The organism is Polynucleobacter sp. MWH-UH19D, from assembly GCF_040409795.1.
In the GTDB taxonomy this organism is placed as follows: Bacteria; Pseudomonadota; Gammaproteobacteria; order Burkholderiales; family Burkholderiaceae; genus Polynucleobacter.
On sequence record NZ_CP099571.1, the window covers coordinates 947,426 to 968,809 of the forward strand.

19 protein-coding genes and 3 tRNA genes are annotated in these 21,384 nt (G+C 44.8%); 15 read left to right on the forward strand and 7 right to left on the reverse strand.

Features of this window, described 5'->3' with window-relative positions:
- The first annotated feature begins 1 nt into the window (after nt 1).
- The 3 genes from NHB34_RS04820 to NHB34_RS04830 are packed head-to-tail and all read left to right on the forward strand — an operon-like array spanning nt 2 to nt 5,502.
- Complete coding sequence (locus tag NHB34_RS04820) at nt 2–676, forward strand: ABC transporter ATP-binding protein (protein ID WP_353428488.1); 675 nt, start codon at nt 2–4, stop codon at nt 674–676.
- A 21-nt stretch (nt 677–697) separates the two neighbouring features.
- Nucleotides 698–4,735, forward strand: coding sequence for a phosphoribosylformylglycinamidine synthase (gene purL, locus NHB34_RS04825; protein WP_353428489.1), 4,038 nt, complete (start codon nt 698–700; stop codon nt 4,733–4,735).
- A gap of 11 nt (nt 4,736–4,746) precedes the next feature.
- On the forward strand, nt 4,747–5,502 hold the full coding sequence (locus NHB34_RS04830; RefSeq protein ID WP_353428490.1) for a spermidine synthase: 756 nt from the start codon (nt 4,747–4,749) through the stop codon (nt 5,500–5,502).
- An 89-nt stretch (nt 5,503–5,591) separates the two neighbouring features.
- On the opposite strand, the gene NHB34_RS04835 is transcribed toward NHB34_RS04830, so the two are convergent.
- The 3 genes from NHB34_RS04835 to NHB34_RS04845 form a co-directional block, all read right to left on the reverse strand.
- Nucleotides 5,592–8,177, reverse strand: coding sequence for a bifunctional aconitate hydratase 2/2-methylisocitrate dehydratase (locus NHB34_RS04835; protein WP_353428491.1), 2,586 nt, complete (start codon nt 8,175–8,177; stop codon nt 5,592–5,594).
- A 132-nt stretch (nt 8,178–8,309) separates the two neighbouring features.
- Nucleotides 8,310–8,498, reverse strand: a complete 189-nt coding sequence (locus NHB34_RS04840) for a superinfection immunity protein (RefSeq protein ID WP_353428492.1) — start codon at nt 8,496–8,498, stop codon at nt 8,310–8,312.
- 5 nt (nt 8,499–8,503) lie between these two features.
- Nucleotides 8,504–8,947, reverse strand: a complete 444-nt coding sequence (locus NHB34_RS04845; RefSeq protein WP_353428493.1) for a DUF2147 domain-containing protein — start codon at nt 8,945–8,947, stop codon at nt 8,504–8,506.
- A gap of 85 nt (nt 8,948–9,032) precedes the next feature.
- Here NHB34_RS04845 and NHB34_RS04850 point away from each other — a divergent pair, with 85 nt between their 5' ends.
- Genes NHB34_RS04850 through ftsB form a run of 4 tightly spaced genes read left to right on the forward strand, consistent with a single transcriptional unit; the run spans nt 9,033 to nt 13,214 of the window.
- Nucleotides 9,033–10,694 (forward strand): CTP synthase, encoded by a 1,662-nt coding sequence (locus tag NHB34_RS04850; RefSeq protein ID WP_353428494.1) that lies wholly within the window; start codon nt 9,033–9,035, stop codon nt 10,692–10,694.
- Between the two features lies 1 nt (nt 10,695).
- The gene (gene kdsA, locus NHB34_RS04855; protein WP_353428495.1) at nt 10,696–11,559 is read left to right on the forward strand and encodes a 3-deoxy-8-phosphooctulonate synthase; all 864 of its coding nucleotides are present in this window, start codon (nt 10,696–10,698) and stop codon (nt 11,557–11,559) included.
- A gap of 48 nt (nt 11,560–11,607) precedes the next feature.
- Entirely contained in the window at nt 11,608–12,894 is a 1,287-nt protein-coding gene (gene eno, locus NHB34_RS04860) for a phosphopyruvate hydratase (protein ID WP_353428496.1), read from the forward strand.
- A gap of 14 nt (nt 12,895–12,908) precedes the next feature.
- Entirely contained in the window at nt 12,909–13,214 is a 306-nt protein-coding gene (ftsB, locus tag NHB34_RS04865; RefSeq protein WP_353428497.1) for a cell division protein FtsB, read from the forward strand.
- A gap of 6 nt (nt 13,215–13,220) precedes the next feature.
- Here the strand turns inward: ftsB and NHB34_RS04870 are convergent, their stop codons facing one another.
- Nucleotides 13,221–14,186 carry an Hsp33 family molecular chaperone HslO gene (locus NHB34_RS04870; protein WP_353428498.1) on the reverse strand — a complete coding sequence of 322 codons (966 nt, stop codon included), beginning with the start codon at nt 14,184–14,186 and terminating at the stop codon, nt 13,221–13,223.
- Nucleotides 14,187–14,250: 64 nt separating this feature from the next.
- Here NHB34_RS04870 and gltX point away from each other — a divergent pair, with 64 nt between their 5' ends.
- The 4 genes from gltX to NHB34_RS04890 all read left to right on the forward strand — a co-directional run bounded on the left by gltX (nt 14,251) and on the right by NHB34_RS04890 (nt 16,028).
- Complete coding sequence (gltX, locus tag NHB34_RS04875; RefSeq protein WP_353428499.1) at nt 14,251–15,645, forward strand: glutamate--tRNA ligase; 1,395 nt, start codon at nt 14,251–14,253, stop codon at nt 15,643–15,645.
- 80 nt (nt 15,646–15,725) lie between these two features.
- Nucleotides 15,726–15,801: transfer RNA gene (locus NHB34_RS04880), tRNA-Ala, on the forward strand.
- 35 nt (nt 15,802–15,836) lie between these two features.
- Nucleotides 15,837–15,912: transfer RNA gene (locus NHB34_RS04885), tRNA-Glu, on the forward strand.
- A gap of 39 nt (nt 15,913–15,951) precedes the next feature.
- Nucleotides 15,952–16,028: transfer RNA gene (locus NHB34_RS04890), tRNA-Asp, on the forward strand.
- A gap of 58 nt (nt 16,029–16,086) precedes the next feature.
- On the opposite strand, the gene NHB34_RS04895 is transcribed toward NHB34_RS04890, so the two are convergent.
- Nucleotides 16,087–16,938 (reverse strand): alpha/beta fold hydrolase, encoded by an 852-nt coding sequence (locus NHB34_RS04895; protein WP_353428500.1) that lies wholly within the window; start codon nt 16,936–16,938, stop codon nt 16,087–16,089.
- A 53-nt stretch (nt 16,939–16,991) separates the two neighbouring features.
- On the opposite strand from NHB34_RS04895, the gene NHB34_RS04900 reads away from it, so the two are divergent.
- Nucleotides 16,992–17,456, forward strand: a complete 465-nt coding sequence (locus NHB34_RS04900; protein ID WP_353428501.1) for a DUF4118 domain-containing protein — start codon at nt 16,992–16,994, stop codon at nt 17,454–17,456.
- Nucleotides 17,457–17,467: 11 nt separating this feature from the next.
- Here the strand turns inward: NHB34_RS04900 and NHB34_RS04905 are convergent, their stop codons facing one another.
- Together NHB34_RS04905 and NHB34_RS04910 are read right to left on the reverse strand one after the other, a co-directional pair.
- On the reverse strand, nt 17,468–18,298 hold the full coding sequence (locus tag NHB34_RS04905) for a M48 family metallopeptidase (protein WP_353428502.1): 831 nt from the start codon (nt 18,296–18,298) through the stop codon (nt 17,468–17,470).
- A gap of 4 nt (nt 18,299–18,302) precedes the next feature.
- Complete coding sequence (locus NHB34_RS04910) at nt 18,303–18,908, reverse strand: hypothetical protein (protein ID WP_353428503.1); 606 nt, start codon at nt 18,906–18,908, stop codon at nt 18,303–18,305.
- Nucleotides 18,909–19,053: 145 nt separating this feature from the next.
- Between NHB34_RS04910 and hyi the strand changes: the two genes are divergently transcribed.
- From hyi to NHB34_RS04925, 3 genes are read left to right on the forward strand one after another with little or no spacing between them, the layout of a single operon-like run.
- A complete protein-coding gene (gene hyi / locus NHB34_RS04915; protein ID WP_353428504.1) occupies nt 19,054–19,833 on the forward strand; it encodes a hydroxypyruvate isomerase in 780 nt (259 codons plus the stop codon).
- A gap of 31 nt (nt 19,834–19,864) precedes the next feature.
- Nucleotides 19,865–20,767, forward strand: coding sequence for a 2-hydroxy-3-oxopropionate reductase (gene glxR / locus NHB34_RS04920; protein WP_353428544.1), 903 nt, complete (start codon nt 19,865–19,867; stop codon nt 20,765–20,767).
- A 15-nt stretch (nt 20,768–20,782) separates the two neighbouring features.
- The gene (locus tag NHB34_RS04925; RefSeq protein WP_353428505.1) at nt 20,783–21,370 is read left to right on the forward strand and encodes a YqiA/YcfP family alpha/beta fold hydrolase; all 588 of its coding nucleotides are present in this window, start codon (nt 20,783–20,785) and stop codon (nt 21,368–21,370) included.
- Nucleotides 21,371–21,384: the final 14 nt, after the last annotated feature.

The window sequence follows — 21,384 nt, forward strand, 5'->3', positions numbered from 1 at the left end:
CATGACTATTTCTACAAAAGCGCTTATAGCAAATCACCTTCATAAAGAAGTTGTGACCAGCGATGGTGTATTGCCTATTTTGCACGAGATTGACTTCGCCATTGAATACGGAGAAAGTGTTGCGATTACCGGAGCATCTGGTTCGGGGAAAAGCACTTTACTCGGCTTAATGGCCGGTTTAGATCTCCCTAGCTCCGGATATGTTTCCTTAGTTGGGCAAAATTTAAATGAGCTGGATGAGGACGGTAGAGCAAGATTGCGGGGTCAGCACGTAGGTTTTGTGTTTCAGTCATTTCAATTGCTTTCTCACTTAACCGCTCTCGAAAATGTCGCATTACCAGCCCAAATGCAAGAACATCAAAATGCACTAGTTGAGGCAAAGGCTTGTCTAGAGAATGTAGGGCTCCAAGATCGTCTGAATCATTTTCCCAAGACTCTCTCTGGGGGTGAACAGCAACGTGTAGCCTTGGCAAGAGCCTTTATTACTAGGCCCAAAATTCTTTTTGCGGATGAACCTACTGGCAGTCTTGATGAGGCCAGTGGTAAGAGGGTAATTGATCTACTTTTTGACCTAAATCGGGCCAATCAATCCACCTTGATATTAGTTACCCATGACCCAGCCTTAGCTGGCAGGTGCCAGCGCCAAATTCGCCTTCAAGGCGGTCGTTTGGTGTAGGCAAAACCTTATAATCTAGGGATGTCCTTTTTCCACTTTTTGCCTGGCGCTGCAGCGCTTTCCGCCTTTCGTCAACATCGTCTTCTAGCTTCTTTGCAGTCCAAAGGAGTTGAGATTGAAGCTATAGAGGCACAATTTCTCCACCTAATCTGGTCCGAAGCTGAAATCAGCCACGAACAAGAACAAGTTCTCAATAATCTGCTCACTTATGGGCAACCATTTGTATCTCAGCTTTCAGTAGGAAAGACTTGGTTTGGCAAAGGTTCGGGAGATATTCAGGGTGCAATAGTTATCCCTCGATTTGGGACCGTTTCACCATGGGCCAGTAAAGCGACTGATATTGCTCGGCAATGTGGATTAGATGTTTTGAGAATTGAGCGTGGCGTTCAGTATTCTTGGAAATCTAAAAAGCCTTTAAGTCCAGAGCAGCACCAACAAGTATTGAATGCGATTCATGATCGCATGACTGAGGCGGTAATTGATTCTGTTGAATTAGCCAATCAGCTTTATCAAACGCTGGATGATCGTCCTTTAGCTCGAATTCCCGTGCTTAGTGAAGGTAGGGCGGCTTTAGATAAAGCAAACCAAGATCTTGGTTTAGCATTGTCTGAAGATGAAATAAGCTATCTTGCAGATAATTTTGTGCGACTTGAGCGCAATCCCAGTGATGTTGAGCTAATGATGTTCGCCCAGGCTAATAGCGAACACTGTCGTCATAAGATTTTTAATTCTAGCTGGACGATTGATGGCGAGGATCAAGATAAGTCACTATTTGCCATGATTCGTAATACGCATCAATTGCAGCCAGAAGGCACGATTGTTGCCTATTCAGATAATTCAGCGATTATGGCTGGCTGCGATGCGGAGACCTGGGCACCTCAGGGTAAAGAGCATCTTTATGTAAAAGATACGCGCATGGTTCACACCTTAATGAAGGTGGAAACGCATAATCATCCAACCGCAATTGCACCATTCCCCGGGGCATCTACAGGTGCAGGTGGAGAGATTCGCGATGAGGGTGCTACCGGAATTGGTGGACGCCCTAAAGCTGGGTTAACTGGTTTTTCTGTATCCAATTTGAATATTCCTGGCACCAATCTTCCATGGGAAAAAGAGTATTACGGAAAGCCTGACCGTATTGCAACACCTTTGCAAATCATGATTGACGGACCACTTGGTGGTGCTGCATTTAATAATGAGTTTGGGCGACCAATCCTTGGTGGTTATTTCCGCGTATTTGAACAGACACTGAGCGGCTTACGCCGTGGATACCACAAACCCATCATGATTGCGGGCGGAATTGGCAGCATCGATTCCATTCATACCCACAAGAAAGAAATTCAGCCTGGCCATTTATTGATTCAACTTGGCGGCCCAGGTATGCGCATTGGCATGGGCGGTGCAACTGGTAGCTCAGTAGCTACCGGCACCAATACTGCGGATTTAGATTTTGATTCTGTGCAGCGTGGCAACCCAGAAATGGAGCGTCGTGCTCAAGAGGTTATTAACGCCTGCCGCGCTCTGGGAAATCACAATCCAATTGTGTCAATTCATGACGTTGGCGCTGGTGGCTTGTCTAATGCTTTTCCTGAATTAGCTGATGGCGCAGGATTGGGCGCCCAGTTCAAGCTGCGTAGCGTTCCGCTTGAGGAGAGCGGCATGAGTCCTGCGGAGATTTGGTGTAACGAGTCTCAAGAACGATATGTATTGGCTATTGATGCTAAAGATTTGGAATTATTTAAATCCTTCTGTGAGCGTGAGCGTTGTCCATTTGCGGTCGTAGGTGAGGCAACTCAAGAACGTCAACTGCGACTACATGATGCCAATCAACCTACTGGATCAGATGATGCCTTGCCAATTGATATGCCTATGGAAGTCTTGCTTGGCAAACCACCACGCATGCATCGAGATGTAAAACGCGAGCAACATTCCTTTGATGAATTAGATGTAACAGATGTGGATTTGTCTCAATCTATTGCTTGGGTGCTTCAGCAACCAACAGTCGCCAGCAAGTCATTCCTGATTACGATTGGCGATCGAACAGTTGGCGGTTTAAATGCTCGTGATCAGTTTGTTGGTCCTTGGCAGGTCCCTGTAGCTGACTGCGCCGTCACCATGATGGATTACAAGGGGTATCGCGGTGAAGCAATGTCTATGGGTGAACGAACACCAGTTGCAGCAATTAATGCTCCCGCTGCGGCACGCATGGCTGTTGGAGAGGCAATCACGAATTTATTAGCGGCTGACATTGCCCGTCTTGCAGATGTAAAACTTTCAGCAAACTGGATGGCAGCTTGTGGCGCTCCTGGAGAAGATGCAAAGCTGTATGACTCTGTTAAAGCGGTTGGCATGGAGCTTTGTCCAGCTCTTGGTATATCTATTCCAGTAGGTAAAGATTCTTTATCGATGGCAACCGAATGGAAAGAGGGCGACCAAGCCAAGAAGGTAGTAGCACCAGTTTCTCTAATTATTTCTGCATTCGCATCAGTACACGACGTTCGAAAAACTGTAACCCCATTACTTAAGCTCAATAATTCAGATGGCTCGCCTCTAGAAACAGAATTGATCTTGATTGATTTGGGTCGCGGAAAAAATCGGATGGCAGGAAGCATTTTGTCCCAAGTGCTGAATCAGTCAGGCAAGACTACTCCAGACCTTGATCATCCAGAGGATCTCAAGAATCTTGCTGCTGCAATGATTGAACTTCGCAAGGACAAGCAATTGCTTGCCTATCATGATCGTTCTGATGGTGGTTTAATAGCCTGCGTGGCGGAGATGGCCTTTGCATCTCATATGGGTATCTCGATTAATGTCGACATGATTGCGGTTGATGCTGGTCAAGAACCTGATCATGGCGATGCTAAGAATTGGGCGCAACAAGTTTCTGGCCGACGTCATGAACAAACTATGCGCGCATTGTTTAATGAAGAGCTTGGTGCAGTAATTCAGGTTCGAAGAGATGATCGAGATGCGGTATTTGCTACGTTACGTAAGCTTGGTCTTAGCGCATTTAGCCATGTTATTGGCAAACCCAATACAAATGGCCGCATTGAAATCTGGCGTGACGCGAAGAATATTTTCGCCGAACCTCGTGAAGTATTGCAAAAGATGTGGACTAATACGAGTTATCAAATTGCTCGTATGCGTGACAACCCAGACTGTGCTGATTCAGAGTTTGCGCTATTAGATAACTTTGCTGACCCTGGCATGTCGCCTAAATTGACGTTTGATATTGTTGATGACATATCCGCGCCGTTTATCAATAAAAACGCTAGACCTAAGGTTGCCATTTTGCGTGAACAGGGTGTGAACTCACATGTTGAAATGGCTTATGCCGTTAACTGGGCGGGTTTTGATAGCTATGACGTACATATGTCGGACCTCTTAAGCGGCAAAGCCAAACTAGATGATTTTAGAGGCCTAATTGCTTGCGGTGGCTTTAGTTACGGAGATGTTCTAGGGGCAGGTGAGGGTTGGGCAAAAACCATTCTGTTTAACCAGCAGTTACGAGACCAATTCGAGAAATTTTTTAATCGCCAGGATAGTTTTGCCTTGGGTGTATGTAATGGTTGCCAAATGATGAGCAATCTCGCTGGCATTATTCCGGGAGCACAGGATTGGCCTAAATTTACACGCAATCAATCAGAGCAATATGAAGCGCGCCTAGTCATGGCGGAGGTTTTAGCCTCTCCATCCATCTTTACTCAAAGCATGGAAGGAAGTCAATTGCCAATTGCAATTGCACATGGCGAGGGGTATGCTAATTTCGGTCAACAGGGCAATTTAGAGCAGATTCAGAACCAAGGATTATCCGTACTCCGTTTTGTAGATCATGCGGGCAAGCCAACAGAGATCTATCCCATGAATCCAAATGGGTCTCCTGGCGGACTAACAGGGGTTACTACTCCTGATGGGCGTTTTACGGTAATGATGCCTCATCCAGAGCGGGTATTCCGCGCTGCGCAAATGAGCTGGTGCCCTCCAGACTGGCTTGATACCCCTGATGGTGCTAGCCCTTGGTTACGTTTGTTCCGTAACGCGCGAGTTTGGGCTAAATAAGCTTGCTGTCGATGGAGCCCGTAACGTTTTCCGAAAGCGGTGGCATTCGGTATTTGCACTTTGGAACAGACTTGATCCAAGGCGCAATGCGTATACGCGACCCCGATGAAATTTACCTTGAGTACAACCAACAGATGATGGCTTGGCTGCTGTTTCTTGAAACTAGGCCTGGAATGAAGGTTGCGCAATTGGGACTTGGCACAGGTGCCCTGACTAAATTTCAGCATCGGCATTGTCCAGCAGTTAAAACTACTGTAGTGGAATTAAATCCCGCAGTCATTGTGTCTGCACGCTCCATGTTTTTCACACCAGATGATGATCGTAGGCTGGAAACGCTACAAACCGATGCTAAGGCCTTTGTTAAGTCGAGTCGCTACAAGAACCAGTTTGATGCCGTACAAGTAGATTTGTACGATGCTATTTGCGATGGGCCAGCTGCTAGTTCGCTTGATTTCTACAAGGGCTGTTTCAATATTCTCAAAAGCCCAGGCGTAATGACAGTGAATCTGTTTTCACGTCATAAAAGCTTCGATATCAATCTTAAGAATATCTGTGAGGCTTTCGATAACCGCGTTTTATTGTTTCCAGAATCACATGACTGCAACGTTGTGGCGATGGCGTTCAAAGGCCCTAAGCTAGAAGCAGAATGGAAAGACGTTGCAAAACGTGCCAAGTTGATTATGGATAAAACTGGGCTGCCAACAAATACATGGGCGTCGGGACTTAGTCAAGCAAATGCCCGCCAAGAAAATAAGTTAAGCATATAGATTTGTTTTTGGTAATTCATGTGTAAATAAAAAGGCGATCTAGTAATCGCCTTTTTATTGGATACCTGACATTTGTCAGGTGTAGCCCATTACACGGTAACGGTATCTGCTACTTCGCTAAATGACTTAATCTTGTCAAAGTTCATATAACGATACACTTCTGCAGATTTCGCATTCAGAGACTCAACTTGCTCAAGATACTCTTTTGGAGTTGGTAGACGTCCTAAGAGGGCCGCAACAGATGCCAACTCAGCAGATGCCAAGAACACGCGTGTATCAATACCAAGACGATTTGGGAAATTACGTGTTGATGTTGAAACAGCAGTAGAGCCCTTGCGGATTTGCGCTTGGTTACCCATGCACAACGAGCAACCCGGCGTTTCCATACGAGCACCGGTACGACCCAAAATGCCGTAGTAGCCTTCTTCAGTCAGAACCATTTGATCCATCTTGGTAGGAGGCGCAATCCACAAGCGAGTTGGGATATCTGATTTACCTTCAAGCACTTTACCGGCAGCACGGAAGTGGCCAATATTTGTCATGCAAGAACCGATAAAGACTTCATCGATTTTCTCGACAGCAACTTCAGAGAGGAATTTAACATCATCTGGATCGTTAGGGCAGGCCAAGATCGGTTCTTTGATCTCGTTCATATCGATTTCAATGATCTCAGCATAGTCTGCATTAGCATCAGCCTTGAGCAATTCGGGCTTAGCAATCCATGCTTCCATTGCTTTAATGCGGCGACCTAAAGTACGCTTATCTTGGTAGCCATTAGCAATCATCCACTTCATCAAAGTGATATTGGATTGCATGTATTCAATAATTGGCTCTTTATTAAGCTGAACTGCGCAACCACCAGCAGAGCGCTCTGCTGAAGCGTCAGAAAGTTCAAACGCTTGTTCAACTTTGAGATCAGGTAAGCCTTCGATTTCCAAAATACGGCCAGAGAAAATATTCTTCTTGCCTTGCTTTTCGACAGTTAGCAAGCCTTTCTTGATTGCATACAGAGGTATTGCATTTACCAAGTCACGCAATGTGATACCAGGCTGCATTTTTCCTTTGAAGCGAACCAATACAGATTCAGGCATATCAAGTGGCATTACGCCAGTGGCAGCAGCAAACGCAACTAAGCCAGATCCAGCTGGGAAGGAGATACCAATTGGGAAGCGAGTATGGCTATCACCACCGGTTCCGCATGTATCTGGAAGTAATAAGCGATTGAGCCAGCTATGGATCACGCCGTCACCTGGGCGCAATGCAACGCCGCCACGGTTCGTCATAAAAGCTGGTAACTCATGATGGGTACGAATATCGACTGGTTTTGGATATGCGGATGTGTGGCAGAAAGACTGCATCACCAAATCTGCTGAGAATCCAAGACAAGCCAAATCTTTTAACTCATCGCGAGTCATTGGACCAGTTGTATCTTGTGAGCCAACGGTCGTCATGTGTGGCTCACAGTAGGTGCCTGGTCTAACGCCTTGACCTTCCGGCAAACCACATGCTCGTCCAACCATCTTTTGCGCCAAGCTGAAACCCTTCTTGTTATCAGGAGGGCTTACTGGTACACGGAATTCTGTAGAGGCGGGCAAGCCAAGAGCTGCACGAGCCTTAGCGGTTAAACCGCGACCAACGATTAATGGAATTCGGCCACCAGCACGCACTTCATCAAAGATCACTGGAGACTTTAGGGAAAAACTAGCGATTTCTTTGCCGTCTTTGAAGGCTTTGCCTTCATATGGACGTAATTCAATCACGTCACCCATATTCATTTGAGATACGTCCAATTCAATTGGTAAAGCGCCAGCATCTTCCATCGTGTTAAAGAAGATTGGGGCAATCTTTGTGCCCAAGCAAACACCACCGAAGCGCTTGTTTGGAACAAATGGAATATCTTCACCAGTCCACCACAATACTGAGTTTGTTGCAGATTTACGTGATGAGCCTGTTCCAACAACATCGCCTACATAAGCAATCAAATTACCTTTCTTTTGCAAGGCTTCGATTTGCTTCATTGGTCCACGGACACCTGGCTCATCTGGCTCAATACCAGGACGTGGATTCTTGAGCATGACAGTTGCATGCAATGGAATGTCGGGGCGGCTCCAGGCATCAGGTGCTGGCGAGAGGTCGTCAGTATTAGTCTCGCCGGTAACCTTGAACACAGTTAATTTCATTGTTTCTGGAACAGCGGGGCGGCTAGTAAACCACTCAGCATCAGCCCAGCTCTGTAGAACAGCCTTTGCATTAGCGTTACCTTTTTCGGCTAATTCCTGAACATCATGGAAATAGTCAAACATCAACAAGGTCTTCTTGAGGGCTGCTGCTGCCGCAGCGCCGCACTCTGCATCAGAAAGGAGTTCAACCAAAGGTTTGATGTTGTAACCACCAAGCATCGTGCCCAGTAATTCAGTAGCCTTAACGCGAGAGATCAACGGAGATTTTTCTGCTCCCTTAGCTACTGCATCCAGAAATTCAGCCTTTACTTTAGCGGCTTCATCAACGCCAGCGGGAACCCTGTTGGTGATAAGTTCTACTAATTCAGTCTCTTTGCCTGCTGGTGGATTCTTGAGTAACTTCACTAATTCAGCTACCTGATCTTTGGTAAGCGGAAGAGCGGGAATGCCAAGGGCGGCACGTTCAGCAACTTGGGCGTTATAGGCGTCTAACATGGTGGTTCCTATGCGGTAAATGTGATGAATAGAAAGGCCAAAAGGGTATTTTTACCCGATTAGACTCATTATAGTTACTAATTTAAGTCTTATATAAGAGTTTAAACCCTAAGGATTTATAGGGGGCGTGCTTTAAATAACGCTTTCTTCTTTGAGCGCCCAGACCAGAGCCACAACCCAGCCTATGAGGGACCAGCCTAGAAAGAGGTTTAAAGCAAAAATAGCCCCGGTATTTGCCCGTCTACGATTGAAAGCAATGGCAAAGGGGAGAAAATAAAAGAGCGATAGGGTGGCTATCAGGATCGCGGCAAAGAGGCGCATTGGGGCTATTTTTCACGTATCCAGGTTTGAGTTCTTCCCAGCAAGGGAATGCCAATATAAGCTCTTAAATCTAATTTGACTCCCTGATCCTTCAATTTCATCTCAGCTCGATATATTTCACCATCATCGGGGTCTAAAATTTGACCCCCAGAGAAGCCATCCCCTGTTCTTTTGAGCCCAGAGAGGATTTCCATCCCCAAAATAGGCTTTCCTTTTCGAAAATCCGTGCACTTTTCACAGGTTGTTGGTCCTGAGGCGTCTAGTAATTTTGTAATAACGCCTGAATAGATACCATTGTTTTCGCTAATTTGGACCATGGCTGCTGGCTGGTTTGTTTCATCATCGAACGTTTTCCATGTGCCGACGATGCTACCCATGCTTTGGGCTGACGAGTAGCCTCCGACGCATAGGAGGGCGGTAAAAATGAGGGAAAAGGACATTTTTTTCATGATTAAAGGCGATATTACCCTGATTACATACCTATAAATGCCCTCGGCTGTCGTTATAATTACTTTTTCCAACAGAGCTTAAGCGATGACCAAATACGTTTTTGTCACTGGTGGTGTGGTTTCTTCTTTAGGGAAAGGGATCGCAGCTGCCTCGCTTGCCGCGATTCTCGAATCCCGCGGCCTGAAAGTCACCCTCCTAAAATTAGACCCCTATATCAACGTTGATCCAGGCACCATGAGCCCTTTGCAGCATGGTGAGGTTTTTGTCACGGAAGACGGCGCAGAAACTGACCTCGATTTGGGTCACTACGAGCGCTTTGTTTCTGCCAAGATGCGCAAGAGTAATAACTTCACCACAGGGCAGATTTATGAGTCTGTCATCAGTAAAGAGCGTCGTGGTGAGTATTTAGGAAAAACAGTTCAAGTGATTCCTCATATTACTAATGAAATTCAGGCATTCATAGAGCGAGGAGCAAAAGCAAGCCACGATGGCAAAGCGGATATTGCTATCTGTGAGATCGGCGGAACTGTAGGTGATATTGAGTCACTTCCATTTTTAGAGGCAGCTAGGCAAATGAGTTTGAGGCTGCCGGCACATAGCTGTGCCTTTGTACATTTAACCTTAGTGCCATATATCAATAGCGCTGGTGAACTGAAAACAAAACCGACGCAGCACTCGGTTCAGAAATTGAGGGAAATTGGCATCATGCCTACCGTTCTCCTCTGTCGTGCAGATCGACCAATACCAGATGATGAGCGTGCAAAAATTTCTCTCTTTTCCAATGTAAGGGAAGAGGCTGTTATCTCGGTTTGGGATGTAGATACGATCTATAAGATTCCTGAAATGTTGCATTCACAGGGAATGGATGATCTTATCTGCCGTGAGTTGGAGTTAAATGCAAAACCTGCTGATCTTTCTGTTTGGGCAAACCTGGTCTACGAATTGGCCAATCCTAAGCATGAGGTGACCATTGGCATGGTTGGCAAGTACGTCGAACTAACAGAATCGTATAAGTCTCTTATTGAGGCCTTGCGTCATGCTGGCATTCATACGCACACCCGCGTCAATATCAACTACATTGATTCTGAGCAGATTGAAAAGGATGGTGTGGAGTGCCTTAAGGAATTAGATGCCATTTTAGTTCCAGGAGGTTTTGGCAAGCGTGGTACTGAAGGCAAGATTTCTGCCATTCGATATGCGCGTGAGAATGATGTCCCTTATTTGGGTATCTGTCTCGGGATGCAGCTAGCAGTAATTGAGTTCGCCCGTCATGTAGCCAATATCACCAACGCAAATAGCACTGAATTTGATGTTGATACAGATAGCCCAGTAGTCGCTCTCATTACCGAATGGCTTGACCGTGAAGGACGAGTTGAAAAACGTACAAATGATTCAGATTTAGGTGGAACTATGCGTCTTGGATCCCAGCGTTGTCCAATTAAACCGAATACGCTGGCACATCGAATATACGGTTCAGAGGTGAATGAACGCCATCGTCATCGTTATGAAGTGAATAATCTGTATGTACCAAAGCTAGAGCAATCTGGTTTGATTATTTCAGCGAGAACACCTAATGAATCTTTGCCAGAGATGATGGAATTACCTGAGTCAATGCACCCCTGGTTTTTCGGCGTTCAGTTTCACCCAGAGTTCACCTCTACACCACGTGATGGGCACCCTCTGTTCTCAGCATTTATCAAGGCTGCACTGGTACATCAAGATGCAGCAATGAAGCAGGTTGCCTAAGATGAGTAATTTCAAACTTTGTGGTTACAACGTAGGTTTAGATCAGCGTTTTTTTCTAATTGCTGGTACTTGCGTCATTGAGTCAGAGCAGTCTGCTATTGACGTTGCTGGACAGCTAAAAGAAATTACTTCTTCACTTGCTATTCCATTCATTTATAAATCGTCTTTTGATAAAGCAAATCGCTCGTCAGGAAATTCGTTCCGCGGTCTTGGGATAGATAAGGGTCTTGAGATTCTCGCCAAGGTTAAAAAACAGATTGGTGTGCCCGTCTTAACTGACGTGCATGATATTGCTGAGATTGCGCCGGTATCTCAGGTGGTAGATGTTTTACAAACACCTGCATTTCTTTGCAGACAGACAGACTTCATACGCGCATGTGCCCAAAGTGGCAAGCCAGTGAACTTTAAGAAAGGCCAGTTTCTTTCCCCGCAAGAAATGCTTAATGTTATTGATAAGGCTAGGGCAGCAGCAGTCGAGCAAAATCTTTCTGATCAATTTATGGTTTGTGAGCGAGGTGCTTCATTCGGATATAACAACTTAGTATCTGATATGCGGAGCCTTGCGATATTGAGAGATTCCAAAGCCCCTGTGGTGTTTGATGCGACTCATTCTGTGCAGCTGCCTGGTGGCCAAGGTAGCTCAAGTGGTGGTCAGCGTGAATTTGTCCCGGTATTGGCACGAGCGGCTGTTGCGGTTGGTATTAGTGGATTATTTATGGAAACTCATCCTGATCCAGCAAACGCTCTATCGGATGGTCCGAATGCAGTACCACTCAATCGCATGAAAGAGTTGCTTGAGTCTTTAGTCGCAATTGATGACGTTATCAAATCAAGCAAGGCTTTTTTAGAGAATAGTTTTAAGTAATCATTTTCATAAGATACCCAATTTCATATTGTTTTAAGGAGAAGGTGCATGAGCGCCATTGTTGACATCATCGGTAGAGAAGTTTTGGATTCACGCGGTAACCCAACGGTAGAGTGTGATGTTTTGCTTGAGTCAGGTGTAATGGGTCGTGCTGCCGTTCCATCAGGTGCATCTACTGGCTCACGTGAAGCAATTGAACTTCGAGATGGGGATAAGTCACGTTATTTAGGCAAAGGCGTTCTTAAGGCGGTACAAAACATTAATGTTGAAATTGCTGAATCGATTCTTGGTTTAGATGCAAGCGAACAGGCTTTTTTGGATAAGACCCTGATTGACTTGGACGGGACCCACAATAAGGCGCGTCTTGGCGCAAATGCCACCTTGGCTGTTTCTATGGCTGTGGCGAGGGCGGCGGCAGAAGAGGCTGGTTTGCCTTTGTATCGATATTTTGGCGGCTCTGGTGGCATGCAATTACCGGTTCCAATGATGAATATTGTGAATGGTGGCGCACATGCAAACAATAGCTTAGATATACAAGAATTCATGGTGATGCCTGTTGGTGCAGAAAGCTTCCGTGATGCCCTTCGCTGTGGTGCCGAAATTTTCCATGAGCTTAAAAAGATTATCGGCTCACAAGGTATGCCAACAACTGTTGGTGATGAAGGAGGCTTTGCGCCAAATTTCAAGAGTAATCATGAGTGCTTGCAAACGATTATGAAAGCTATTGAAGGTGCTGGTTATCAAGCTGGTGAAGACGTTCTATTGGCGCTTGATTGTGCTGCAAGTGAATTCTACAAAGATGGTAAGTACCATTTGTCTGGAGAGGGCCTGCAACTCAGCTCTAGTGAGTTTTCTGACTACCTTGGCAATTTAGCCGACCAGTTCCCAATCGTATCCATTGAAGATGGTATGCACGAGAGCGATTGGGATGGCTGGGCTGATATTACGAAAAAGCTTGGCAAGAAAATTCAATTAGTTGGCGATGACCTTTTTGTGACCAATACACTTATTTTGAGAGAAGGTATCGAAAAGGGTATTGCAAATTCGATCCTCATCAAAATCAACCAGATTGGCACATTAACTGAAACTTTTGCAGCTATTGAAATGGCAAAGCGTGCAAATTACACGGCTGTCATATCTCATCGTTCAGGTGAGACTGAAGATAGCACCATTGCTGACATTGCCGTCGGCACAAATGCTGGTCAAATTAAGACAGGCTCTCTCTCGCGTTCCGATCGCATTGCTAAATACAATCAATTGCTCCGTATTGAAGAGGATTTGGGAGATGTTGCAACCTATCCAGGTAAATCTGTGTTCTACAACCTGAGTCGCTAGTACAAGCTTTACTTATGCGGATTGTCATCTACTCTATGCTGGTATTGCTGATTGCGATCCAGTTCCCACTTTGGTTGGGTAAGGGTGGGTGGCTAAAGGTGTATGAGATGGAAAGGCAAGTGGAGCTTCAAGAGGCTAAAAATAGCCTCTTGGCACTTCGTAATGCCAAGCTTGCTGGTGATGTAAAGGATTTAAAAGATGGCACGCGTGCGATTGAAGAGCGCGCGCGTGTTGAGCATGGGCTTATTAAAGAAGGTGAGTTCTTTGTGCAAATCTTGCCAGCAGATAAATCAAGCACGGCGCCAGCCACAAAGCAGTAGGTTGACTTAGTGACCTTTTGATGGAGGTCGAGTAGCGTCGCTTAGCAAATCAGTTTTAAATACCTGAAGGCAATCTACTGCATCAAAGCGATAAGGCTTTGCACAAAAATCACAAATTGTTTCTACTGAACCGCGCTCTTCAAGAATTCCTTGTACTTCTTCCTCGCCCAGCATTCTGAGTACATCGGCCACTTTGTTGCGTGAGCACGTGCAGGAAAATCGTATGGGTCTTACTGGAAAACTCCTTACCCCGTATTCAATTGACTCTTCCAAGAAAAGCCTTCTTAAGATAGTTTGAGGAGGTAGGGATAACAACTCTTCATTGGTAATGGTCTCGCCAAGCGTCTGAATGCGAGACCAGCCTTCTGCGGCGATCTGTGGGTCTAGGTGAGCATGACCTCCAGAGTCAGGCAGTCTTTGCAATAATAAGCCGCCCACATTTTTATCATTAGAGCTAAGCCAGATTCGTGTATCCAACTGCTCAGAATTTTGCATGTACAGCGCAATTGCTTCAGAAGCGCTTGTAACGGGCCTGAGTTCATCTCCAAAATATTCTTGAAGGGCAACAATGCCTTGATAGGGCGCTTGCCCAGGCTCTCGATCAGCAGGATCAAGGGTGATGGCTAATCTACCGGAATTGCTGGCGTCTAGTAATTCGCCTAGAGTAGCCTGATCGTCAATCTCTGAGGGCTCAACTGAGAGTTTTACAGTAGCTCGCATGCTGAGATCAGATTTGCACTCGACCACTAAAAGCTGAATTGGGCCTTTGCTTTGGGCTTGAATAATTAGAGTTCCATCAAATTTAAGGCTAGCACTTAGCAAGGTTGCCGCGCCAACAAAATCACCCAAAATTTTACGAACCGCAGGCGGATCATTGCGACGTTCTTGGATAGCCTGCCAGGCAGACCCAATAGATACAATTTCCCCGCGAACGGGGGCGCCATCACAAATAAATACCAGAAGTTGATTCATGAGTGAAAGTATCCACTTTTTTTGAAATTACCGCCTCTTTGCCTGACCTGAGATAATAGGGTTTATGCATATTCGTACACGCTTTGCCCCTAGTCCCACGGGCTTTATACATTTGGGAAATTTACGTAGTGCGCTTTATCCATGGGCATTTGCTCGCCATAATAAAGGTGACTTCATTCTGCGTATAGAAGATACTGACTTAGAGCGATCCTCCCAAGAAGCGGTGGATGTGATTATCGAAGGTATGGCTTGGCTGGGTATGGATATTGACGAAGGCCCTATCTATCAAATGCAACGAATTGATCGATATCGCGAAGTTATCAAGCAGATGGTCGATGCTGGCTTAGCTTATCCATGCTACATGAGCGAAGATGAGCTCAATCAGCTTCGCGATCAACAAATGGCTAGCAAAGAAAAGCCACGTTATAACGGCATGTGGAGACCAGAGCCAGGCAAAACATTGCCGCCAATACCCGATGGTGTTGAGCCAGTTATCCGTTTTAAAAACCCGATTGGTGGCTCAGTCATTTGGAATGATGCAGTAAAAGGTCAGATTGAAATATCGAATGATGAATTAGATGATCTCGTTATTGCGAGACCTGATGGTACGCCTACCTATAACTTTTGCGTCGTGGTTGATGATCTAGACATGAAGATTACACATGTGATTAGAGGTGATGATCACGTAAACAATACCCCAAGACAAATCAACATCATGAGGGCTTTGGGTGGCACACCCCCAATCTATGCACATTTACCAACCGTCTTGAACGATGCTGGTGAAAAGATGAGTAAGCGCAATGGCGCAATGAGCATTCGAGACTATCAAAAAGCAGGTTATCTTCCAGAAGCTATCTTGAATTATCTGGCTAGACTGGGCTGGTCACATGGAGATGCTGAAGTATTTACTAAGGAACAATTTGTAAACTGGTTTGACCTTGAGAGCCTTGGTAGGTCGCCAGCCCAACATAATCCAGAGAAATTGCTTTGGTTAAATCACCAATATATTCAAAATGCAGATGTTATGAAGTTGGCAGAAGCTACAAAACCATTTGCCCATCAATTAGGAATAGATACTGAGCACGGACCAGATTTTGTTCAAGTGGTTGGATTATTGAAAGATAGGGCAAATACCTTGATTGAGATTGCTGAGGGTGCAAAACTCTTCTATCTACCAGCACCTCAACTAACAGCTGATCAAATTTCAGAGAAAATTCCCCAAGCAATAATTCCTGCTTTAAGAGATTTAATTGAAGCAATTAAGCTTGCTGAACCAAACAAAGAATCGTATAGCGCCGCATTTAAACAAGTATTGGCAAAACACCAAATTAAGATGCCTGCACTTGCTATGCCGGTTCGTTACGGCTTGTTTGCCACAACCCAAACGCCAGCCATTGATGCAGTGCTGGTTGTCCTCGGTAAGGAAGAGGCGATAAACAGGCTTTCTAAGCTTGTATAAGTGTAATTTGCGCTGTCGCACAAAAATAGGCTAAAATCTTGGATTGTTTTGATTGTCTTGTGGTTTTATTGCGAGATTTCGGGGGTATAGCTCAGCTGGGAGAGCGCTTGCATGGCATGCAAGAGGTCAGCGGTTCGATCCCGCTTATCTCCACCAAGATTTCAAAGCAAATGACGTACAAAGTGGTCTAGGTCCCCATCGTCTAGAGGCCTAGGACATCACCCTTTCACGGTGAGTACGGGGGTTCGAATCCCCCTGGGGACGCCAAATTTTTGGCCATTGCAGTTGTTTTACTTGATGTAATTTGGAGCGGTAGTTCAGTTGGTTAGAATATCTGCCTGTCACGCAGAGGGTCGCGGGTTCGAGTCCCGTCCGTTCCGCCAAATTCTTAATTTAAAAGCCTCCCAAGTGGAGGCTTTTAAATTACCTTGTCTCTGTAAATCAAAGAATTCTGGATTTTAGAGGTTTTGAAGTCATGTCGGTGTAGTAACTATCTATGCCTAGATTGCCCCCCGCAGCTCTTGTAAAGAATCTCAGCACCTCGTTTAAAACAATCTCGCGTTCATTATCAACGGTAATAATGTGATAACTGTTGCCTAGCCAGATTACCCTGCGTAAATCTGACTTTGCATCAGAGAGAATTTTCTCTGCAGACCATATAGTGCATGTATCGTCCTCGACTGATTGCAAGACTAATAACCTAGAAGTTATAGCATCTAAATTGTTGGTGACATAAGACATCAAGCCTTTGGCTTCATGTAAATGTCTCGCTGTGATAAAAGGGGCCCCAACTTCAGACAATTCATTGGCCTTAAATTTATCTCGAATACGTCTACGCAGATCTTGATTCTTTATGCCAAATGGCTCTCGTTCGAGATACTTCCAATCACGAATACCAAGTTTATAAGCAATATCCAAAAGGAAGCGATATCTTGGAACCGACCAACCGTCATAACGCAATACTGGGGATAGAAGTGCAATGGAGGGTATGTCAGTTCTTTGACTTGCAACAGCAAGAGCTAGGGTAGAGCCCATACTGATCCCAGCTAAGTTGATGGTTTTGTAACGATTTTTGGCATCATCAATTGTGTTGTGTATTTGACCAATCCATTCTTCAAAGCCGCTGGGCTCTGACCCATGAAGATAGCCGTCAATTTGGGGGACAAGGGTGTCAAAGCCATTAGCTCCCAAGAAATTAGGAAGTTGACCAAGCTCTAGTCCTCCACCATTAAGTCCAGGTAGCAAGATTGTTAGTGTGGAGCCAGAATCTCCTGTTGCATTTATTTGCGGCATCTTATAAATTGTCTCTCATGCTATCCTAAGAGAATACACTCACTTCACAACCAATGAAACATAATCTTAATGCCAAAAGATGGTGCTCAAATAAGCATGTTGGCTATATAAACGCATGCATTGGTGTTTTTTTCGCTTTTTGTGTAAGGCTTGCTCTCCAGCCACATATTGAAGATGCAATGCCTCTGTTCTTTTTCCAAATTAATACAATTTTGATTGCGTTCTTTTTTGGAACAGGCCCAGCATTACTCACGCTTGTATTGAGTATTCCGCTGATTTCATATTTCTTTATGGCCCCTTTTGGGTCGTTCACTGTTGTGGACTCTCGAGATATTACGACTTTAATCGTATATGCAACCTACACAGCTTTAGTATGCTTCTTGGTTGAATGGTTACGAAGAGAGCAATACAACGCCAAAATGGCGGTCTTGGTAAGTGATTCACGATTTAAACTCATGGTTGAGGGCGACAACAAAATTCGTGAATTATTAAAATCACCCCCCCCCCCACAAACTTAAGGAATTAACGTCTATTTAACTTTCGCTTTATGGGAAGCCTGGTAGAGGGGTTCAACTGCAGGCATTAGTTCTGTAAGTTGTTCAATCCTAGTATCTCCAGAAGGGTGGGTGGATAAAAACTCAAAAGTTCCCTTGCCATCGGTGGCTCTATTCATTTTTTGCCAAACGCTAATTGCAGCCCTAGGGTTATAGCCAGCCCGAGCGGCAAGCTCTAATCCAATGGCATCAGCCTCAGATTCATTCTGACGAGAATTAGGAAGAACTAGGACATACTGAGCAGCCTGATTTGCAGCGCTAACAGCTGACCCATAAGGTCCAGCAACTGCCATGGCAATGTTCGCAACAGCACTTTGCGCCATCGCTTGCGATAAACGCTCTCGACCATGCTCTCTTAATGCATGCGCAATTTCATGACCCATGATCGCTGCAATCTCATCATCATTTAAATTTAGTTGCTCTATTAGGCCTGTATAAAAAGTAATTTTTCCGCCGGGGGCACACGTCGCATTGAGTATTGGGGCGTTAATTAGTACAAGCTGCCAATTCCACTGCTGAGTGTCGTCTCTAAAAATTGCTGTTTGAGCAATCAAACGATTAGAGATTGCTTTAAGCCTGTCATAAGCTGGACCCGAAGTGATGAGGATATTTTTTTCTTTAGCCTTTTGATTCTGATCGTTATAGCTAATGGCAGATAGTCGATCAACCTCAGATGCGGATACCGCTAAAAATTGTGATCGATTGATTCCAACTGCTCCTGACCTCGTTGTATTAGCGCAGGCCAGAAGCAGGGAGGTTAGAGAAAGGCTAACTACTAATTTGCTGCAAACAACTAATAATTGCATCAACTTATTTCTTTGGGGCGGTAATGGATGCCGCCATTGCATCGTAGTAGATTACCTTTACTTGTTCGCCAACATTAACGTCAGCAAGAAGGGCTGGGTTCTTGACGGTTACAGTAGTCACTTTTCCACTTGGCCCTTTAACAGATACCAGTTTCTTCTCGCGGTTTACTTCAACAATATCGGCAACTATCGTGGTTTTATTCGCGATAGTTTCAGCTGGTTTTTCATTTGCTTTTGATGTGGTGACGGTGTTAGTTTCTACCTTGCTGCGGATACCATCACTCTTCGTTTTAATTAATTCAATGGCCACTGCAAGTTGGTAGGTCACATTAAGGTGATCACCCTTTTTGATCTGATTAAAGTTAGTGATTTCAGGGCCGGCAACGAACTTTGACTCACCTTCTTTATTTTTAAAGGTAATAGTGCGAGTCTTTTTATCAACTTTGACAACATCCCCCTCGTAGAGTGAGTAACTATTATCGACAACAGCAGCGTCGATCACGATAGGTTTGCTTGAAGCAGGGGCTCCGCTTGGTTGAGAAAGCGCTGCAGTTGAAAAAAAGGTTGCAGCTATCAACCCAATAGAGGCATTAATAAGTTGATTGTTCATTTTGTTCCTTTTGGTAAATGATTTTGCACTCCATATTAGCGCAATTTTGTCCATAATCAGCCATGAGAAGGCCTTATTAGATCTTGAGATGAATATTCTTAACTTTGTTAAGATTCTTGGATAGTAGATCCATCCAAGGAACCCAATGCCACAGTTTGCCGCTAATTTAACGATGCTATTTAATGAGGCCCCATTTTTGGAGCGCTTCAACTTAGCTGCTAAGGCAGGATTCAAGGCAGTTGAATTTCTCTTCCCTTATGCATATTCAGCGCAAGAGATAAAAGCACACTTAGATACAAACCAGTTGCAACTGGTTCTCCATAATTTGCCTGCTGGAAACTGGGATGCAGGAGAGCGGGGGATTGCCTGTCATCCAGATCGAATTGATGAGTTTCGTGCAGGAGTATTCAGTGCGATTGAATACGCCAAAGTCCTTGGTGTTGGGCAACTAAATTGTCTAGCGGGTAAAGTCCTAGAAGGCGTTAATCCTGTTGTGATTCGAACAACCTTCATTGAAAATCTGCGGTTTGCCGCTTCTGAGTTGAAGAAAGCAAATTTACGTTTATTAGTAGAGCCAATTAATACCTTCGATATTCCTGGATTTTACTTATCAAGAACATCTCAAGCTATTGAAATCATGAATGAGGTGAATGCTGAAAACCTCTATCTTCAATACGACATCTATCATGCTCAACGAATGGAAGGTGAGCTAGCCAATACCATTCAAAAACATCTATCACGGATTGCACACATTCAGTTAGCAGATAATCCAGGACGTAATGAGCCTGGCACAGGTGAGATTAACTATCGCCACCTCTTTACATGCCTTGATCGTATTGGATACAAGGGTTGGATTGGCTGTGAATATAAACCAGCTAGTACTACTGAGGCAGGTCTTGGTTGGTTGACTGAGCTAACTTCCTAGATATCTAATCTCAATCATTACAGTCGGAGACATCATGAGTAAACAATTGAATTTGGGATTTATTGGTCTTGGCATTATGGGTGCGCCTATGGCTGGACACCTAGTTAATGCTGGCCATTGCGTTTTCATTCATACGCGCAGCAAAGTTCCGGAGTTACTGGCAACTTCAACAGCTCAGCAGTGTGCAAGCCCTAAAGAAGTTGCGCTGAATGCTGACATCATTTTTACAATGGTTCCAGATACTCCCGATGTAGAAAAGGTGCTGTTTGGCGAAAATGGCGTCGCTGCAGGATTAAGTAAAGGGAAAATTGTGGTGGACATGAGTTCCATATCCCCAATAGCAACAAAAGAATTTGCCAAGAAAATTAATGCCCTCGACTGCGATTATCTAGATGCACCTGTATCGGGCGGTGAAGTAGGCGCTAAGAACGCAACTCTTTCCATTATGGTTGGAGGAGACGAGAGTGTATTTAATCGGGTCAAACCAGTATTTGATCTGATGGGGAAGAACATTAACTTAGTTGGTGGCAACGGCGATGGACAAACTGCAAAAGTTGCCAATCAAATTATTGTTGCACTTAATATTGAAGCGGTTGCAGAAGCTTTGCTTTTTGCTTCCAAGGCTGGCGCTGACCCAGCGAAAGTTCGCCAAGCGTTAATGGGTGGCTTTGCTGGGTCAAAAATTTTGGAGGTTCATGGTGAGCGTATGGTAAAGCGTACGTTTGACCCAGGTTTTCGTATTGAGCTGCACCAAAAAGATCTCAATTTAGCCCTTAATAGTGCTAGATCACTTGGCGTTGCCCTTCCAAACACTGCCACTGCTCAGGAGTTGTTTAATTCTTGTTCAGCGCATGGTGGCAAAAGCTGGGATCACTCTGCAATGGTCAGAGCTCTTGAGATGATGGCTAACTTTGAAGTAGGGCAGAAATCCTAAGTAAGCAATATACGTATGACTAAAACTTTATTGGTTTATTTACACGGGTTTAGATCGTCACCTCGCTCTAGTAAGGCGGTGATCACTGGCGAAGGAATAAAGACTATATCGACACCCGAAAACTTTTTCGAATGGTATTGCCCACAATTGCTTGCCTCACCGCGGGAAAGTATGGCAATAGTCGAGGATCGAATTCATCAGTCTGATTCTGATCAAATTGTTGTTGTCGGCTCTTCATTAGGCGGGTTTTATGCGAATTATCTTGCTGAGAAATATAGCTGTAAAGCCGTTGTTCTAAATCCAGCAGTAAGAGCTGCTAGGGAGTTGGCGCCCCATGTTGGCATGATGACCGCGTATGATAGCGATGAACCTTTTGATTTTCGTCCTGAATATATTGACGAACTGAAAACTTTACAAGTGGAAAAAATTAGCAATCCATCTCGCTATTTTTTGATCGCCGCTAAAGGTGACGAACTTTTGGATTGGCGAGAGATGGTTGACTTTTATCCTGGAGCAAATCATCTTGTACTAGAAGGTAGTGACCATGGTATTTCAGAATATGCCAATTTTCTTCCGCAGGTTCTAAAGTTTGTTTCCCCTTAATTATTCTTGGTTGA

Coding starts and splice junctions, on each gene's coding strand:
- NHB34_RS04820 (WP_353428488.1), top strand. CDS start 2: ATGACTATTTCTACAAAAGCGCTTATAGCAAATCACCTTCATAAAGAA.
- purL (WP_353428489.1), top strand. CDS start 698: ATGTCCTTTTTCCACTTTTTGCCTGGCGCTGCAGCGCTTTCCGCCTTT.
- NHB34_RS04830 (WP_353428490.1), top strand. CDS start 4,747: ATGGAGCCCGTAACGTTTTCCGAAAGCGGTGGCATTCGGTATTTGCAC.
- NHB34_RS04835 (WP_353428491.1), bottom strand. CDS start 8,177: ATGTTAGACGCCTATAACGCCCAAGTTGCTGAACGTGCCGCCCTTGGC.
- NHB34_RS04840 (WP_353428492.1), bottom strand. CDS start 8,498: ATGCGCCTCTTTGCCGCGATCCTGATAGCCACCCTATCGCTCTTTTAT.
- NHB34_RS04845 (WP_353428493.1), bottom strand. CDS start 8,947: ATGAAAAAAATGTCCTTTTCCCTCATTTTTACCGCCCTCCTATGCGTC.
- NHB34_RS04850 (WP_353428494.1), top strand. CDS start 9,033: ATGACCAAATACGTTTTTGTCACTGGTGGTGTGGTTTCTTCTTTAGGG.
- kdsA (WP_353428495.1), top strand. CDS start 10,696: ATGAGTAATTTCAAACTTTGTGGTTACAACGTAGGTTTAGATCAGCGT.
- eno (WP_353428496.1), top strand. CDS start 11,608: ATGAGCGCCATTGTTGACATCATCGGTAGAGAAGTTTTGGATTCACGC.
- ftsB (WP_353428497.1), top strand. CDS start 12,909: ATGCGGATTGTCATCTACTCTATGCTGGTATTGCTGATTGCGATCCAG.
- NHB34_RS04870 (WP_353428498.1), bottom strand. CDS start 14,186: ATGAATCAACTTCTGGTATTTATTTGTGATGGCGCCCCCGTTCGCGGG.
- gltX (WP_353428499.1), top strand. CDS start 14,251: ATGCATATTCGTACACGCTTTGCCCCTAGTCCCACGGGCTTTATACAT.
- NHB34_RS04895 (WP_353428500.1), bottom strand. CDS start 16,938: ATGCCGCAAATAAATGCAACAGGAGATTCTGGCTCCACACTAACAATC.
- NHB34_RS04900 (WP_353428501.1), top strand. CDS start 16,992: ATGAAACATAATCTTAATGCCAAAAGATGGTGCTCAAATAAGCATGTT.
- NHB34_RS04905 (WP_353428502.1), bottom strand. CDS start 18,298: ATGCAATTATTAGTTGTTTGCAGCAAATTAGTAGTTAGCCTTTCTCTA.
- NHB34_RS04910 (WP_353428503.1), bottom strand. CDS start 18,908: ATGAACAATCAACTTATTAATGCCTCTATTGGGTTGATAGCTGCAACC.
- hyi (WP_353428504.1), top strand. CDS start 19,054: ATGCCACAGTTTGCCGCTAATTTAACGATGCTATTTAATGAGGCCCCA.
- NHB34_RS04925 (WP_353428505.1), top strand. CDS start 20,783: ATGACTAAAACTTTATTGGTTTATTTACACGGGTTTAGATCGTCACCT.